Below are 16,642 nucleotides of genomic sequence, written 5' to 3' on the forward strand. Positions count from 1 at the left end.
ATTCCTTCCGGAATAGAGCCCCGATTTTGCAATTAAAAGATCGCTTCGACCTCCTTGAACCAGTATCGTCGGATTTCGTCCGAAAAGAGGCGCAGAATCAGCTCTCCGGTATCCGCGTCCACCCCCGCCACCTTCGCCTCAAACCGCTCGCCCGAAGCGACATCGCGATAAGGATAGCTCTCCCGAGCCTTCCCCCGCCACAAACGGGCCGTAAAATCGGCGTGTAAAGCCTTGCACCCGGCATCCGTCCCCACTTGTGCAAAACACAGCGAAAAAGCCTCGCAAAACGCAGCCAACAGCTCGTCCGGAGCGACCGGCGCCGCATCCGGCGGCAACTCGTTGGCGATCGAAGTCGGATTGGGCAGCGAAGGGTCGAACTCCCGTTGCCGCACGTTGATGCCGATGCCGATCACCGACCGGCTCAGGTATTCGCTTTGGAGAGAGTGCTCGATCAGGATCCCGCCGAGCTTCCGGTCGCCGACATAGAGATCGTTCGGCCACTTGATATCGCACGCCACCGCCCCCCGTGTCACCCTCCGCACCGCATCGCTCGCCGCCAGCGCCGCTGCTTCGCTAATCCGGAACTGCCGTTCGACCGGTATGTGCGTCGGCTCCAGTACCAACGAAAACATCAGGTTCATCCCCGGTTCGCTCACCCAGCGATTCCCCCGCTGGCCCCGTCCCGCCGTCTGGCGCCGCGCCGTGATGATCGTCCCCTCGCGATACGAAGCGGGCGAAGCCATCGCCACGTCGTTCGTCGAGGTGACCTCCTCTAACCGAACAATCCGATACTCCATCTCCTCCCGTCGATCAAAGGGTCAGTGTCGTCCCCCCGTAGCCCGGCAGCGTCAGCCGCTCGGCAGCGCAGATCACCACGCTTTTCACCCCCGACCGGATGGCCGTAAAGGCGTTGTCGAGCTTCGGCAGCATCCCGTCCGCCACCACCCCGTCGGCCTTGAGCCGTTCGTAGAGTGCCGGGTCGATGCCGGAGATCACCGAATTGTCGTCCTCCACATCCTTGAGCACACCCCGCTTTTCGAAGCAGTAGACCAGCTCGACGGCATACCGTTTCGCCAGCCCCACCGCCACCGCCTGCGCCACCGTGTCGGCATTGGTGTTGAGCAAACCGCCCCCTGTTTCCGAATCTGCGTCGAAGGTAATCGGCGCCACGACCGGTACCAAACCTCCCTCGATCAGCGTCGCAGCGGTGTCGAGGTTGAAATCGGTCGGATCGCCCACAAAGCCGTAGTCTATCCCCTTCGCAGTCACCGGCCGCCGTTTCGAACGGATCAGCCCTCCGTCCGCCCCGCAGAGCCCCAGCGCGTTGCACCTCTCCTCCTGCAAAGCAGCCACAATATTTTTGTTAATCAAGCCTGCGTAGACCATCGTGACGATGCGCAACATTTCGGCATCGGTCACCCGCCTCCCGTCGATCATCTGCGCTTCGATGCCGAGCCCCCGCGCTATGGCCGTCGCCACTTTGCCCCCGCCGTGTACCAGCACTTTGTGCCCTTCGAGCGTCGCGAAGTCGCGCAAAAACTGCTGTAATTTCTCCGGATGATCGACCACGTTTCCGCCGATCTTAATGACTTTCAGTGTTTCCATCGTCGTTACCATTACTTTCCTGTCGCCTGGAATGCGTCGTAGAGGGCCGTGGCGATCTTCTTGCCGCCCCGTGCCGAGATGTGCGTATAGTCCTTGGCCGCCCATCCGTTCTTGACGAAAGCGCCCATGCCGCCCGCCGCCCGCATCGCGTCGTAGGTGTTCCAGAACAGTACTCCGCACTCCTTGGCCACCTCTTCCTGAGTGGAGACCATCGCGCGAATGCCCGGCATCGTGACGAACGCTCCGTTGTCCCGCGTCGCCCGGTCGCCCACGCTCATGATCAGAATCGCCACCCCCGGGAAACACCGTTTGATGTGGTTCACCACCGCAGCCATCTGTTTGCGGTAGGTCGAATAGTCCGTCACCTGGCTCGATACCACGTTCAGGCCGTATTGCAGGATGATCAGGTCGTAGGGAGAGAGGTTGCCGAACTGGCTCGTGAGCGTCGGGTTGATCCGCCCCATGACCGTCCCCGGATTGCCCCGCACCGAGAAGTTGTCGACGCAGACGCCCGTCGGATTCTCCAGAAAGACCCCGTAGGCCGTAAAACCTTCGACGTCGTTGACCGAGTAGCGGATCGTCCGGATATCTTCGTCGATGGTCATCTCCTGCAACGCCTCCGAAGGCTCGGTGTTGAGCAGGAACTCCCGTTCGCCGTTGACCGTCGCCCGCACCACCGACTGTCCTTTGCTGATGAAGAGCAGCCGCGCCCGCCGGAACCGGTCGAGGTGTTTCTTGTTGGACGAGCCCTTGTACTCCACGTAGCTGTCTTCCGAGGGAGTGTAGCGGAAAGCCGAGATGGTGTAGGCGCCCGATTTGTTATTGACGATCGAGCTCTGTTTCCATTTGCCGAACTTGTGTCCCACCGTCTGGCGGAAGCCCGCGACCTGCGAAGTAATGGGCACGAAGCCGACCCCTCCGCCCCCGTATCGGGTCTGCATCAACTCGCGGAAGTCCGAAGTGAGCAGGTCGCCCTCAATGAACGAGTCGCCCATGAAGCCGATCCGCACCGGCCGCCGCATCTGGCGCGTCCGGCCGAGTTTTCCCATGAAATTGCGCAGCATATTCCCGTCGGACGAGTAGTCCATGATCGGAATCACCCCCTGTGTCGGTTGCGCGGTTTGTGTCGTCGTCGCGCCCGCCCGCTCCTCGGCAGCCGTCGTGTCGGCAGGGGCCGTCACGCTCGGCAAAGCGGTGTCGAAAAGGGTACGGGTCGTATCCGCCGCCCGCCCCGTCTCCTCCGGCTCCGGTTCCGGCTCTACGAAGATGGTGCTCACCGCCCGTGTGCTGTCGCCCGCCGCCGAAGCGACGGTGTCCGGTTCCGACACCGAACGGGCTACGTATTCGCCCCCCTCCGGCCGTCGTCCGGCTTCGGTTTCGCCCACCAGCTGGTCGAGGTTCGCGACGGTGTTCCCCTCGTTGAGGTCGGCCAGGATATCGACGGGTTTGAGCCCGACAGCGCGAACCGCGTTCTCGGGAATATAGTTCAGTCCGACGGTCATCAGGACGACCAGCAGGGCCAGTCCGAAAGCGTAGCGGATGTAGTTTTTCATATCGACAGAGGGGCGCATCGTGCGCCGGGGTTATAAAAAGGTAGCTGTTTTACGAGTGGTCGACGGCCCCAAAGGTGTGGAAGCCGGTTACAGCTCTTTCCTGAGCCGCGAAGCCGGAATGCCGAGCATCTCGCGGTACTTGGCCACCGTCCGTCGGGCGATCTTGTATCCTTTGGCCGTCAGGGTATCCATTAAGGCCTCGTCGGTCAGCGGGTCGCGCTTGTCCTCGCCCTCGATCGCTTCGGCCAGTATGCGTTTGATTTCGCGCGTGGAGACCTCTTCGCCGCTCTCGGTGAGCAGCCCTTCCGAGAAGAAGTATTTCAGCAGAAAGACGCCGAAATGGGTCTGGATATACTTGCTGTTGACCACCCGCGAGATGGTCGAGATGTCGAATCCCGTGGCGTCGGCGATGTCTTTGAGGATCATCGGCCGGAGCTTGGCTTCGTCGCCTTCGATGAAGAAGTCGTGCTGGAAGTGGAGGATAGCCCGCATGGTCTTCATCAGGGTCTCCTGTCGCTGCTTGAGGGCCGAGATGAACCATTTGGCCGACTCGATCTTCTGTTTGATAAACTGCAAGGCCTCTTTGTCCGCCTCGCTCTGTTCCGAGGTGTTCAGAGCCCGCTCCGCCATCCGCAGGTAGCCGCTGTTGATCTTCAGGTCGGGCACGCTCCGCGAGGCGAGCTGGAGGTCGAAGTTGCCGTTGTTGTAGTCGAGCAGGAAGTCGGGAATGATGTTGGGCGAGGCGGCCGAGCTCTCGTCGGCATATCCGTTGGTGGGCTTCGGGTTGAGGTGCATGATCTCCTCCAGCGCCGCCCGGAACTCCTCTTCGGTCACCCCTAACCGCCGGATCATCCGTTCGTAGTGCTTCTTCAGGAAAGCGTCGTAGTGGTCGGAAAGAATCGCAATGGCCAGCTTCACGGCCGGTGTCTGCTCGCGCAAGGCCCGGAGCTGGATAATGAGACACTCGCCGAGGTTCCGCGCCCCGATCCCCGCCGGATCGAGCATCTGGATGACGCCTACGATCCGTTCCACCTCCTGCTCGGTCACCTCGATCCCCTGTGTAAACGCGATGTCATCGGCGATCGAGGCGACGGGCCGCCTCAGGTAGCCGTCGTCGTCGAGCGTTCCGATAATGAATCGGGCAATGGTCATTTCGCGCTCGTCGAGGTCGTGGTAGGCGAGCTGTTCGATCAGGAAATCCTGGAGGGACATCCCCTGCGACAAGGTGGGCGACCGTCTGTCGTCGTCCTTGGAGGTGTTGTTGACTTTGAGTTTATACGATGCGGCGCTCTCCTCGTTCCGGAGGTAGTCTTCCAGCGTGAGTTGCGCTTCGTCTGTTTCGGGTTCGCGCTCCTCCTCTTCGAGCACGGGGTTCTCCTCGATCTCCTGTTTGACGCGCTGTTCGAGCTGGAGCGTGGGCAGCTCCAGCAGCTTGATGCCTTGTATCTGTTGAGGCGAGAGCCGCTGTTGGAGTTTCTGTTCTAAACTTTGACTGATGGCCGCCATAAAAAGTAGGTTGTGGTTAGCTGCGTATAAACGGTAATTCAGGCAAATGTAAGGATTTTCGGGCTGATTTCTTTCTATGAAAATCGCCGCTCGTTTCGTGTGGACGAGCGGCGATCGGAATTTTTCGCCGGGAATGGAAAAAAGGTGTGCCTGTCACGCAGGCCCGCTCCCGCCTCGCTACATCCCTCCGGTCAGGCGCATCGCCTCCTGCACGCTGATCCGCTGCCCCCCCTGCAATGCCACCACGAAGGCGTCCCGATACCGCGGATGGGTCGCCCGGAAGCGCCGGCAAGCCGCCTGTGCCTCCGCATGGGTCGGATAGGCGCCGTAGTAGTAGGCGTATTTCCCGTCCGGTCTGCGCACCATCCGAATCCCCTGTACGTCGGAGTAGGTATCTTCGCTCGGTCTCGCCGTGAGTCCCACCTGAATCCGGAAGACGATTCTGGATTCGGCCGGAATCGCCGCCTGTGCCGTCTGAGTCGGTGCGACATAGCTTTCGGTAGCGGTCACCTCACCCGTCCCTTTCACATATCCCTCTTCCTGGATCCGCAGGTCTACGAGCGAATCGACGAAGTGCCGGAACGACCGTCCGCTGGAGTAGATGTCGGAAAAGGTACGCTCCTGAGGCAGCGATTCGAGTTTCCGATCCAGCACCGCGATCTGATCCGCCAGTTCCGCCAGCTCTTTGGTGATTTTCCGTGCCCTCGGCCCGCGTGCCGTCCGGAGCTCGGCCCCGAGCATATCGACCTGTCGTTGCAGCTCGGCCCGCCGTTCCGAGAGGTTGCAGACGAGCCGTCCCGACGGATTGAGCTGTGCCCGCGGCGTTCCCCGCACTACCGTGGCGTTCGGGTCGACCCATTCGCCTTTCTTGGGTGCCACCCCTCCGGCCTGCTGGTAGCTGAGCGCTTCGGCCCGCTGCCGCGCCGCCCGCCGGTTCCGGGCCGGGAGCTCCTCGATGGAGGAGAAAAGAACGACTCCTCCGAGCATCAGTGCCGGAAGAGCGAATCGTATGATGAATCTTGACATAGCGCGTAACTGGTTTATTACGTGAGCAAATGTAGTGATTTCAGAATTACTGACAAAATTGCCGCCCCTTCGGCGAGCGTCTCGGTCACATGCCCAGCGCGTCGAGTATCTTTCGGGTCGCCCCCGCCCGGCTTCGGACATATTCCCCTGCCGATCCTCCCCGCCTCTGCAGCGTCTCCGGATCGCCCACCCACGCCGCCACGGTCGCCTTCAACTCCTCCGCCCCCGACACAGAGGCCGCCACTCCTAAAGCCACCAGCTCCACCGCCTCGGCAAAAGCTTCGTATTTCGGCCCGAAGAGCACCGGCATCCCCCATGTCGCCGCCTCCAACGTGTTGTGTATCCCCCGTCCGAATCCTCCGCCGATATAGGCCAGCTGTCCGTATCGATAAACGCCCGACAGCATCCCGATCGTGTCGATCACCAATAATGTGGCCTCCCGCAAAATTTCCGTCGACCCATCGTCAGACGCGGTCAAATGCGTGTAGCGCACGCCTTTCCGCCCGCTCCTGTCGATCAGGGCGTCGATCCGTGCCGAATCCAGCTCGTGCGGCGCCACGATGAACTTCATCTCCGGCCGTGCGTGCATCAGTTCGAGCAATATCTCCTCGTCCGGCCCCCACGTGCTGCCGCAGACCATCACCGGCTCCTGAACGCCCTCCACGAAAGCCTCCACCCACGGCATTTCCCGCGCCGCCGCCGAATCGGCCAATGCCACGACCCGGTCGAACCGCGTGTCTCCGCTCACCGTCACCCGCTCCGGCCCGAATCCGATCGAACCCAACAATCGTGCCGAATCGTCGTTCTGGACGAAAAACCGGTCGAGCAGCCCGATCGTCCGGCGCATGAACCTCCCCATGGCATTCTTCCGGAAAAAAACGGTGTCCGGACGAAAAATCGCCGACACTACACAACTCTTCGCCCCGAAATCCCGCAGCGCCGAGAGGTAGTTGTACCAGTATTCATACTTGACGAAAACGGCCTGTTCCGGCCTCACCGCCGCCACGAATCGCCGTGCGTTCCGCGGCGTATCCGCCGGCAGGTAGTAGATGGCGTCCGCCAGCGGGTAATCTTTCCGGATCTCGTACCCCGACGGCGAATAGAAAGTCAGTACGATCCGCCGGTAATCCGGCGTTCCGACCGGATGTTTCGCCCGAATCGCCTCGATCAGCGGCCTCCCCTGCTCGAACTCCCCGAGCGAAGCACAGTGCACCCATATGGTCTGCAAGCCTTCTCCCGCCGAAAAAGCCGCAACTTCCGCCCGCTCGATCCGCCGCAACAAGCCCCTCCGTCCCCGCCACAAAAGCCGTGCTTTCCGGTGGAACGGCGCGGCCAGCGCGATGGCCAGGCTGAAAGCGCGTATGGAACAGTTATACAGGTATTTCACGGTCTAATCCGATCCGAGTGGTTACTTGATAATCGAGGTCAGCATCGCTGCCATCGAAACCGTATTGGTCATCAACCCCATCACCTCGGCCGCGCTCATCCCGCGCCCCTTCGGCGGTTTCGAGGGGATGACGATCTCGCACCCCGGCTCCACCTTCGGCCACTTGCCGCCCCGCTTGGCGTCCGGCAGCCCGTTGGCGTAGATCACGAAAGGCCGCTTCTTGGCCCGGTCGGCATATCCGCCGCCCCGAGCGATGTAGTCTCTGATCTTTTGTCCCTCGACGTAGGTGACAGTACACGGATAGAGCACTGCGCCGCTGATCGTCACCGTGTTGTTGAACTTCGGCACCATCAGAATGTCGCCGTCCTCCAGTACCAGATTGTCCAGTCCGTCCGGATTGGCCAGCGCGGCCGGCAGGTCGATAGCGATCGGGAAGTAGTCTCCCACCTCCATCTGTTTCAGCACGATGGTGTCCCCCGTCGCCGAGCGTCCCCGGGCCGAGAGGTCGGCCAGCGTCTCCAACCGGGCCAAGCGCTCCTCGGTCAGCTTCCGCTTCAGGTAAGCTCCCGGCGCATAAGCCTCCGTCGTCAAGCCCCCCGCCTTGGCCACCAGATCGCTCAGCCGGTCGTTGTTGGTCGAGAGCACGTATTCGCCGTCGAAGAGCAACTCGCCCTGCGCAAATACGCTGGTCTGTTCGTTATACCCCGGCGACCGACGGATGTAGATTTGGTCGAACGGCTGTAATTTGAAAGATGCGGTTTCGGAAGAAAGCCCCAGGTCGGCCGGAATGTTGAACTGGAAGAGTTCCGCGATCCGATCCGACTGCTCCGTCGAGTTGGGGTTTTTCACCCGCCGGGCCACCTCGATCCGGGACAATGAAGCCGACTCCTTGAGCCCGTTGGCCATCAGAATGGCATCCTCGATGGTCATATTGTCGCGGTAGAGCAGCGTTTGCGGCGTATTCACCTCGCCTTTCACTTCGATGGTGTACCCTTCGCGCAGCGAGTTGATCGACGGAATCCGCACCAGGTCCTCCGGTCGGAGCCGGATGTCTGCCGCCGTCCCGTCCAGCACCCCCCGCAGGTCGATCGCCTCCACGGTGAACGTGTAGTCGTCGTTGAGCCGCACGATTTGCGCCCGACTCGTCAACGCGTCGCCGCGAATCCCTTCCGCCCGTTCGATCAGTTGGCGCAGCGTGGTCACGCTGTCGCCCAGTTCGTAGTCTCCCGGCCGCCACACCGCCCCGTCGATCGTCACCCGATTGGCATACTGCCGGATCACCTCACCCACCGCCACACTGTCGCCGTCGGCCATGGCGAATATCGCAAAATCTTCCGCCGGCACGCTGTGCACGCTCATCATCCGGCCCGACTTGCGGTTTACTGTCAGGTTGTCCTTATAAGCCTCCCCCATGAACCCCCCGACGTAGTCCAGCAGATTGGCCGCCGTCTCGCCTTTTTTGAGCTCATAGATCCGCGGCCGCTTCACCTTCCCCGTCACTTTGACTAAGTTTTCGTACGGCTGCACCACGATCATGTCGTTGTCCTGCAACCCCACGTTCACCTCCTGCTTTCCACCCAGCAGGTAGTCGTAGACGTCGAGCTCGGCCACCTGTTTATTTCCTCGGATCAGTTTGATGCTCCGCAGCGAGCCGATGTCGCTCACCCCTCCCGCCTCGTACAGCGCGTTGAACAGCGTGGCCAGCGACGGCAGCGTGTAAGTCCCCGGCATCGACGCCTCTCCGATGATGTTGACCTTGATCGAGCGGATGTTGCCTAACGACAGTTTGAGCTGCACCGAGCCGTCGTTGAGCCCCGAGATCGATTTCGCCAGCTTGTTCCGGATCCGTTTTTCCGCCGCCTCGATCGTGAGTCCCCCCACCTGTACCACCCCGGCGTCCGGGATGGCGATGATTCCGTCCGGGCTCACCTTCAGGTCGTAATTGGCCTCCGCATCTCCCCAGAGGTCGATGAAGAGCTGGTCGCCCCCCGCCAGTACATAATTGGCCGGCGTGGGCAGGTTATAGGTCGGCGCGAAAGTGAGGTTCCGGGCCGAGAAAATCTCCCGCCCGAAGACGCTGTTCCGCAAAACCGAGTCCTGTATCCGTTTTTCGGCATCTTTGAGCCGCTGCTCCTCCTCCGGCGTCAGCTTGCCCGAGGCGTCCAGCCGCGGGTCGGTCACCGTCCTGTTCCCCGCCGTCATATTCTGTTTCCCGGCCGCCGTCACCGTGCCGTCCGCCGTCTCGAAAATCTCGCCCGTCTCGGCGTCCACCAGATTCCCGTCCTGATCCCGGATGGTACGCACCCGGTAGTCGTTCTGTCGCTCCTGCTCCCGCCGATACTCCGTCCCGCGGGTATCCACCCCGTTGTTCCGCCGGTCGTACTCCAGATTTTTCAGGTCGGAATCCTTTCGCGTCCGGTCGGTCGTAGTCGATTGCTTGTCCAGTTTTCCCTTGTCGGTCGTGGAGTTCTTGGTGGCCGACGAAACTTTGTTTTTCAGCTTTTCCAAGTCCCCGAGCCCCTCCAGCCCCTCGCGCAGATCGGGGTTATAGCCCGCCGCCTGCGCCTGCCGGATCATCTCCGGCGTGATTTCGCGGTTTTGGGCCGAAGCCGTGGACAGGCCGGTCGCCCATATCATGCCGCCGCCCAGTACGGAGGCCAAAAACAGGTGCCACTTCATCGATAAAATTACCATTTTCGGCAAAGATAATATTTTATGCTATCTTTGGTGTGTTAAACCAACGATTTATGCGGCGTAAAATTGCGGTTTCGGTTTTTCTTTTTCTGGCGATGTGTGTCGCCCGGTCGGCGGCCCAGGGCACGGCTTTGAAGTGGAACGCCTTGTATTGGGCCGTGGGGGTGCCCCATATGGCGGTCGAGACACGGCTCGGCAACCGGTTCACTTTCAACGGCGATGTCGTCTGGTCGCCGTGGGAGAGCGTCAAAGGGCGGCCGATGAAGGGGGTGCAGGTGATTCCCGAGGTGCGTTTCTATCCCAAACAGGCTTTCCGGGGATTTTATGTCGGGGCATATGTCTCGTACGACTGGTACGAGGTGAGCAAGTGGGATCACCCGAAAACCGACGTGCAGCATGGTTACGGGACATGTATCGGGCTTACGCTGGGGGGGCAGATCGATATCGCGCGGCGGTGGGGGATGGACTTCTATGTCGGCGGCGGCTGGCACTACGGCTGGTACTACGGCGTGGATCGGACCACCGGACAGCATTATGCGGACTGGAACGCGAGCGGCGAGTGGATTCCTTACAAAGCGGGGGTGACCTTCGTCTACCGGCTGGGGATGGGGCGCAAGAGCGAATAAATCGATGGTTTTGACGGCTATACACGGATTCGTCGCCAGACTGGCCGACCTTTTCTATCTCAAACCCTTGCGGCGGTTCGTGCCCCAGGAGACTTTCCGGTATGCGTTCGTAGGGGGGCTGAACCTGCTCTTCAATCTGGTACTCTACTGGTTCTGCTTCAATTATGTGCTCGGCAAACGGGACACCGATTTCGGCATCGTCACCGTCTCGGCCCCGATTCTCGCCTTTCTGATCGCTTTCGTCATCACCTTTTTCACCGGATTCTGGCTGGTGCGGAAAGTGGCCTTCGACCGCTCGCAGGTGCACGGCGCCAAACAGCTCTTTCGCTATGCCCAGGTGGTCGGGGTCAATATCGCCATCAACTATTTCGGACTGAAACTGTTGGTGGATGTGCTGGGATGCTATCCTTCGCTGTCGTATGCCGCCTTGCAGGTCGTCACCACCCTCTTCAGCTATCTGGCCCAGCGGTTTTATACCTTCCGCACCCACCGTTGTCCGTCGTCGGACGAACCGGCCGGGGAGGCGGAATGACGGAGATTCCTTACCTTTGCCGAAACATTCAGAACGACACTTCGGGTATGATTCTCTCCCTTATCGTAGCAGTTGCCGAAAACGGCGTTATCGGTTGCGACGGCCGGATGCCGTGGCATCTGCGCGAAGACCTCGCGCGGTTCAAGTGCATCACGACGGGCCATCCGGTGGTGATGGGGCGCAAGACCTTCGAATCGCTCGGCGGACGGCCCTTGCCGAATCGTACTAACATCGTCGTGACGCGCCGGGCGGCGGATTTCCGTGTGCCGGACGGGGTGGTGGTCGTGGCTTCGCCGGAAGAGGCTTTTGCGCGGTATGCCGACTCCGACGAGGAGCTCTTCGTTATCGGCGGCGGCGAAATCTACCGCCAAACCATGCCGTTGGCCGACAAACTCTACCTCACCCGCATCGCGGCCCGGCCGGAGGGAGACACTTACTTTCCGGAGGTGCGGCCCGAGGAGTGGCGCGAAGTGTGGCGCGAGGCTCATCCGGCGGCCCTCGACGGATCGGTTCCGGGATTCGAATTTATCGACTATCTTCGTATCAAACGACAGTAGAGCATGCAACAGGCATTGAAATTTCGGGCGCTCGGCTGCCTGGTGCAGGGCGTGCAGGCCGGTGTGCGTACCTGGTGGTGGCTGGTGAAGATGATGTTGCCGATTACGTTCGGTGTGGCGGTGTTGCAGTGGCTGGGGGTGATCGGGACGATCTCGCGGTGGCTGACGCCGGCTTTCTCCTACATCGGGCTCGACGGCGAGGGGGTGCTGACTTTTCTGACGGCTACTTTGACTTCGATCTATGCGGCGATCGGCGTGATGGGGACGTTGAATCTCGATTTTCGGAGCGTGACGATCGTGGCGGTGATGACGCTGATTGCCCATAACCTGATCGTGGAGTCGGTGGTTCAGCGTCGTTCGGGTTGCCGGTCTGGGTGGGGGATGGCTGCTTTGCGGCTGACGATGGCGATCTTTACGGCATGGATATTGAATCGGATTCTGCCGGCGGATTTTACGGGGAGGCTCCTGTTGGAGCATCGCGAGGCAGGCGAGCTGTCGTTCGGAGCGATCTTGCGGAACTGGGCGCTGACGCAGGCCCGGCTTTTCCCGCTGATGCTGGCGATGATCGTCAGCCTGAATGTGCTGCAACGGATTTTGCGGGAATTTTCGCTGATCGACCACCTGACGTTGCCGATGGCATCGGTCATGCGGATTTTCGGCCTTTCGCGCGATTGCGCCTTTCTTTGGATCGTGCTCAATACGTTGGGATTGGCCTACGGCGCTTCGGTGATGATCGACGAGGTGGAGTCGGGGCGGATCGCGCGACGCGACGCACGGCTGCTGAACGCCCATGCGGCGATGACGCACTCGACGCTGGAGGATACGTTGCTCTATTTTACTTTGGGTTTGGGGTTATTCTGGCTGCTGGTTCCGCGGGTGATTATGGCGATGGCGGTTGTCTGGACGCTGCGGTTGTGGGAACGCCGTTGTCGCCCCGTTTATTCCGAGAGGCAACGCAACAGAAGACCGTGAGCCCGGTAACTGGCATAGTTCGGATAGAGATCGTGTGGACGGAAAAACAAGAACACCGCATTCGGCTCGATATCCGTAGAAGCCCAGTTGAGCCCATTGCTGCCGACACCCTCCAACCCGCCATTGGTCCTCTCGCGGTAGCCCGGGGCGGGACACTTCGAACCCCGCCCGGCAGAACGATAAAGAACAAACAACAAAATACAAATGATTACCACAGAACAAATTAAAGAGCTTGTAAGGCGCCAGGATGCGCTGAGGAGGCATCTTTGACCTGGACGGCAAACGTCTGGAGTTAAAGAAAGAAGAGGCCGCCACCCTCGCCCCCGACTTTTGGGACGACGCCGAGCGCGCCCAGGCACAACTGAAGAAAGTGGCCTCCATCAAATCGTGGGTCGTGGACTACGACGCCATCGCCACCGCCATGGACGAACTCAACCTCGTTCCCGAATTCATCAAAGAAGGCGCGGCCACCGAAGAAGACCTCGACACGGCGTATGACAAAGCCCTGAAGCTGATCGAAGCCTTGGAGATGCGTAACATGCTCCGTTCCGAGGAAGATAAGATGGGCGCCATTATGGAGATCAACTCCGGCGCCGGCGGTACCGAAGCCTTGGACTGGGCCTCGATGCTCCTGCGCATGTACACCCGCTGGGGCGAACGGAACGGTTATACCGTCAAAGTGCTCGACATCCAGGACGGCGACGAAGTCGGCGTCAAATCCGCTATGATCGAATTCGTCGGCGACTACGCCTACGGCTACCTCAAGAGCGAAAACGGCGTCCACCGGATGGTACGGCTCTCGCCCTTCAACGCCAACAACAAGCGGCAGACCACCTTTGCGAGCGTCTTCGTCTCGCCCGCCGTGGACGACACCATCGAAATCGTCATCAACGCCGGAGACATCAAGTGGGACACCTACCGCAGCAGCGGCGCAGGGGGACAGAACGTCAATAAAGTCGAGACCGGGGTTCGGTTGTACCACATCCCGACCGGCATCGTCATCGAGAACACCGAGACCCGCTCGCAGATCATGAACAAGGAGAACGCCCTGCGCATCCTGCGGTCGAAGCTCTACCAGCTCGAAATGGAGAAACGCATGGCCGCCCAGGCCGAGCTCGAAGGGCAGAAAAAGAAGATCGAGTGGGGTTCCCAGATCCGCAGCTACGTCTTCGACGACCGCCGCGTCAAAGACCACCGCACCTCCCACCAGACCTCCGACGTCGAACGCGTCATGGACGGCGAGATCGACGACTTTATCAAAGCCTACCTGATGGAATTCGGCGGTCAGGCATAGAAATGTTCGGAAATAAACGATTAAAAAACATCAACGCTATGAAATGGTTATCTGAATTCAAGCAATTCGCCATGCGCGGCAACGTGGTCGATATGGCCGTCGGTATCATCATCGGTGCCGCTTTCGGCAAGATCGTCAGCTCGCTGGTCAGCGACGTGATGATGCCCCCGATCGGCGTGCTGCTCGGCGGCGTCGACTTCTCCGACCTCGCTTTCACCCTGAAAAAAGCCGTCGGCGACGAGCCCGCCGTGGTGATCGGTTACGGGAAATTCATCCAGACCATCATCGACTTCATCATCATCGCCTTCTCCATCTTCGCCCTCGTGAAAGTGATGAACACCCTGAAGAGCAAGACCGAGAAAGCGAAAGCCGACGAACCGGCCGCACCCGTTGCGCCGACCAAGGATCAGGAGCTCCTGACCGAGATCCGCGACCTGTTGAAAGCACGCAACGACAATAAATAGATCGCTCCGAACGTCATTAAGCAATGGGACTGATCTCCACCTTTTCGCGAAAAGACAAAAAAGAGGTTCCTTCGCTCAGCGATTTCACCTCCACAGGAACATACAAAACAGTGAGAAACATACTGATTACCGGCGGTGCCGGCTTTATCGGCTCGCACGTCGTGCGGCTCTTTTGCAAGAACTACCCCGACTATCAGGTCTACAACCTCGACAAACTCACCTATGCCGGGAATTTGGAGAACCTGAAAGACGTGGCTTCGGCATGTCCGAATTATCACTTTATCAAAGGCGACATTTGCGACATCGACCACCTGCGTCGGATCTTCGCCGACCACCGGATCGACGGCGTTATCCACCTGGCCGCCGAGAGCCATGTAGACCGCTCGATCAAAGACCCCTTCGCCTTTGCCCAGACCAATGTACTGGGGACAATCGCCTTGTTGCAGGCCGCTCGGGAGTACTGGTCTTCCGAAGCGGGCGGCGGGATGGCCGGCAAGCGATTCTACCACATCTCGACCGACGAAGTCTACGGCTCGTTGCACGACCCCGGCACCTTCTTCGTCGAGACCACCGCTTACGACCCACAGTCGCCGTACTCCGCCTCCAAGGCGTCGAGCGACCACTTCGTCCGGGCCTTCGGGAATACCTACGGCCTGCCGATTGTGATTTCGAACTGCTCCAACAACTACGGCCCCAATCAGTTTCCGGAGAAGCTCATCCCGCTGTTCATCAATAACATCCGCCACGGGAAGCCGTTGCCGGTTTACGGGACGGGCGAAAACGTGCGCGACTGGCTCTACGTGGTGGATCACGCGCGGGCCATCGACACGATCTTTCACCGGGGGCGGGACGGAGAGACCTATAACATCGGCGGTTTCAACGAGTGGCGCAACATCGACCTGATCAAAGTGATGATCCGCACCGCCGACCGCCTGCTGGGGAATCCCGAGGGCCATTCCGACGGGCTGATCACCTACGTGCAGGATCGGGCCGGGCATGACAAACGGTACGCCATCGACTCCACCAAGCTGCACGAGGAGCTGGGCTGGGAGCCTTCGTTGCAGTTCGAGGAGGGGATCGAAAAGACCATCCGATGGTATCTGGACAACCAGGAGTGGATGGATAATATCACCAGCGGCGCATACGAAAAGTACTATGCCGAGATGTACGGCAATCGGTAACGAATCAGAATGAAAGGAGCGATGCGGAAAAAGATAATCGTTACGGGTTCCAAAGGTCAGTTGGGGAGCGAATTGCGGGCGATCGACCGTGCTGGGAGGTATCGGGACGGGTACGAGTTCGTCTTTACGGACGTCGCGGAACTGGATATTACGGATGCGGTGGCAGTCCAGGCTTTTGTCGGGCATGAACGTCCGCAGTGGATCGTGAATGCGGCGGCCTATACGGCGGTGGATCGGGCCGAGTCGGATGCGGAACGGGCCGAACTGCTCAATGCTACGGCTGTCCGGAATCTCGTTTCTGCCGCCGAGGCGGTGGGCGCGGGATTCGTACAGGTTTCGACCGACTATGTCTTCGACGGGCTTCGTCCGGCCGACGAACATGCCCTGACCGAGGAGGAGCCGACCGGTCCGCAGTCTGTCTACGGGCGGACGAAGCTGGCGGGCGAAGCGGCAGCCTTGGCTTACGATCGGAGTTTTGTCGTGCGGACGGCGTGGCTGTATAGCACCTACGGGAATAATTTCGTAAAGACGATGTTGCGGTTGGGTGCCGAGCGGTCGAAGTTGGGCGTGGTGGCGGATCAGTGGGGGACGCCGACCTATGCGCGGGACTTGGCGGCGGCGATTATGGAGATGGTCGCTTTTGCCGACGAGCATCCGGATGCAGCCGGTTTCGGGCTGTATCATTATACGAATGGCGGTCGGACGAATTGGTGCGAGTTTGCGCAGGAGATTATGCGGTTGGGGGGACGGAATTGCGCGGTTCGTGCCATTACGACGGCCGAGTATCCGGCAGCGGCAGCTCGACCGGCGTGGTCGGTGCTGTCGACCGAACGGATCCGGGCGATTTTCGGCGTTCTCGTACCGGATTGGCGCGAGAGCTTAGCCGAGTGCGTCCGCAGCCTGAATTCTGCGGAGCCTGAGGCGTAGTTGACAGCGTGACAGTTTCGTCCGGTGTGAGCGGCGTGACGGATGGGGTAGAGGCTGCCAGTGGAAATGCTGGCGCATTTCCCGTCCACGGGACGTGGGGCCCGCCCGGCCCGAGGGCAGTTTTAGGCGGGTCAAAGCTCGACCGCGCGCGACCGTTGGGGTAGGAAATCATTCAAACGCGAAATACGCGTTTGAATAAGATTTCCGCCAGCGCGCGAAAAAAGAGTGGTGCGCAAAAAATCCGTCGCCCGCCCGCTTAAAGAGGGATTTCACTCGTTTTGCGATGAGCAAAATCGAGCTGAAATCCCAGCGGGCGAC

At 60.2% G+C, this 16,642-nt stretch carries 16 protein-coding genes; 8 read left to right on the forward strand and 8 right to left on the reverse strand.

The window, feature by feature from the left end:
- Positions 1 to 32: 32 nt before the first annotated feature.
- The 7 genes from QZ302_RS04785 to QZ302_RS04815 form a co-directional block, all read right to left on the reverse strand.
- On the reverse strand, positions 33 to 797 hold the full coding sequence (locus QZ302_RS04785; protein ID WP_294593081.1) for a biotin--[acetyl-CoA-carboxylase] ligase: 765 nt from the start codon (positions 795 to 797) through the stop codon (positions 33 to 35).
- Between the two features lie 13 nt (positions 798 to 810).
- On the reverse strand, positions 811 to 1,605 hold the full coding sequence (argB, locus tag QZ302_RS04790) for an acetylglutamate kinase (protein ID WP_294593085.1): 795 nt from the start codon (positions 1,603 to 1,605) through the stop codon (positions 811 to 813).
- Between the two features lie 11 nt (positions 1,606 to 1,616).
- Complete coding sequence (locus tag QZ302_RS04795; RefSeq protein WP_294593087.1) at positions 1,617 to 3,158, reverse strand: hypothetical protein; 1,542 nt, start codon at positions 3,156 to 3,158, stop codon at positions 1,617 to 1,619.
- An 87-nt stretch (positions 3,159 to 3,245) separates the two neighbouring features.
- Positions 3,246 to 4,664 carry an RNA polymerase factor sigma-54 gene (gene rpoN, locus QZ302_RS04800; protein WP_294593090.1) on the reverse strand — a complete coding sequence of 473 codons (1,419 nt, stop codon included), beginning with the start codon at positions 4,662 to 4,664 and terminating at the stop codon, positions 3,246 to 3,248.
- A gap of 177 nt (positions 4,665 to 4,841) precedes the next feature.
- Positions 4,842 to 5,690, reverse strand: a complete 849-nt coding sequence (locus QZ302_RS04805) for a hypothetical protein (protein ID WP_294593093.1) — start codon at positions 5,688 to 5,690, stop codon at positions 4,842 to 4,844.
- 85 nt (positions 5,691 to 5,775) lie between these two features.
- Positions 5,776 to 7,077, reverse strand: coding sequence for a glycosyltransferase N-terminal domain-containing protein (locus QZ302_RS04810; RefSeq protein WP_294593096.1), 1,302 nt, complete (start codon positions 7,075 to 7,077; stop codon positions 5,776 to 5,778).
- Between the two features lie 21 nt (positions 7,078 to 7,098).
- The gene (locus tag QZ302_RS04815; RefSeq protein ID WP_294593099.1) at positions 7,099 to 9,771 is read right to left on the reverse strand and encodes an SLBB domain-containing protein; all 2,673 of its coding nucleotides are present in this window, start codon (positions 9,769 to 9,771) and stop codon (positions 7,099 to 7,101) included.
- 53 nt (positions 9,772 to 9,824) lie between these two features.
- Between QZ302_RS04815 and QZ302_RS04820 the strand changes: the two genes are divergently transcribed.
- From QZ302_RS04820 to QZ302_RS04835, 4 genes are read left to right on the forward strand one after another with little or no spacing between them, the layout of a single operon-like run.
- Entirely contained in the window at positions 9,825 to 10,397 is a 573-nt protein-coding gene (locus tag QZ302_RS04820) for a DUF3575 domain-containing protein (RefSeq protein WP_294593101.1), read from the forward strand.
- 10 nt (positions 10,398 to 10,407) lie between these two features.
- Positions 10,408 to 10,929, forward strand: a complete 522-nt coding sequence (locus QZ302_RS04825) for a GtrA family protein (RefSeq protein ID WP_294593104.1) — start codon at positions 10,408 to 10,410, stop codon at positions 10,927 to 10,929.
- 47 nt (positions 10,930 to 10,976) lie between these two features.
- Positions 10,977 to 11,486, forward strand: a complete 510-nt coding sequence (locus QZ302_RS04830; protein ID WP_294593107.1) for a dihydrofolate reductase — start codon at positions 10,977 to 10,979, stop codon at positions 11,484 to 11,486.
- Positions 11,487 to 11,489: 3 nt separating this feature from the next.
- Positions 11,490 to 12,458 carry a hypothetical protein gene (locus QZ302_RS04835; protein ID WP_294593109.1) on the forward strand — a complete coding sequence of 323 codons (969 nt, stop codon included), beginning with the start codon at positions 11,490 to 11,492 and terminating at the stop codon, positions 12,456 to 12,458.
- Here the strand turns inward: QZ302_RS04835 and QZ302_RS04840 are convergent.
- Positions 12,425 to 12,655 carry a hypothetical protein gene (locus QZ302_RS04840; RefSeq protein WP_294593111.1) on the reverse strand — a complete coding sequence of 77 codons (231 nt, stop codon included), beginning with the start codon at positions 12,653 to 12,655 and terminating at the stop codon, positions 12,425 to 12,427. The two genes, QZ302_RS04835 and QZ302_RS04840, sit on opposite strands and share 34 nt — an antisense overlap.
- Positions 12,656 to 12,662: 7 nt before the next feature.
- Between QZ302_RS04840 and prfB the strand changes: the two genes are divergently transcribed.
- The 4 genes from prfB to rfbD all read left to right on the forward strand — a co-directional run bounded on the left by prfB (position 12,663) and on the right by rfbD (position 16,324).
- A protein-coding gene (prfB, locus tag QZ302_RS04845; protein ID WP_294593113.1) for a peptide chain release factor 2 occupies positions 12,663 to 13,752 on the forward strand; the annotation gives its coding sequence in 2 pieces (ribosomal slippage) (positions 12,663 to 12,725 and positions 12,727 to 13,752; 1,089 coding nt in all).
- Positions 13,753 to 13,790: 38 nt separating this feature from the next.
- Positions 13,791 to 14,216, forward strand: coding sequence for a large-conductance mechanosensitive channel protein MscL (gene mscL, locus QZ302_RS04850; protein ID WP_294593115.1), 426 nt, complete (start codon positions 13,791 to 13,793; stop codon positions 14,214 to 14,216).
- A 110-nt stretch (positions 14,217 to 14,326) separates the two neighbouring features.
- Positions 14,327 to 15,397, forward strand: coding sequence for a dTDP-glucose 4,6-dehydratase (gene rfbB, locus QZ302_RS04855; protein WP_294593117.1), 1,071 nt, complete (start codon positions 14,327 to 14,329; stop codon positions 15,395 to 15,397).
- Positions 15,398 to 15,418: 21 nt separating this feature from the next.
- Entirely contained in the window at positions 15,419 to 16,324 is a 906-nt protein-coding gene (gene rfbD, locus QZ302_RS04860) for a dTDP-4-dehydrorhamnose reductase (protein WP_294593120.1), read from the forward strand.
- The last annotated feature ends 318 nt before the right edge of the window (positions 16,325 to 16,642 follow it).

Source organism: uncultured Rikenella sp., assembly GCF_910579375.1.
In the GTDB taxonomy this organism is placed as follows: domain Bacteria; phylum Bacteroidota; class Bacteroidia; order Bacteroidales; family Rikenellaceae; genus Rikenella.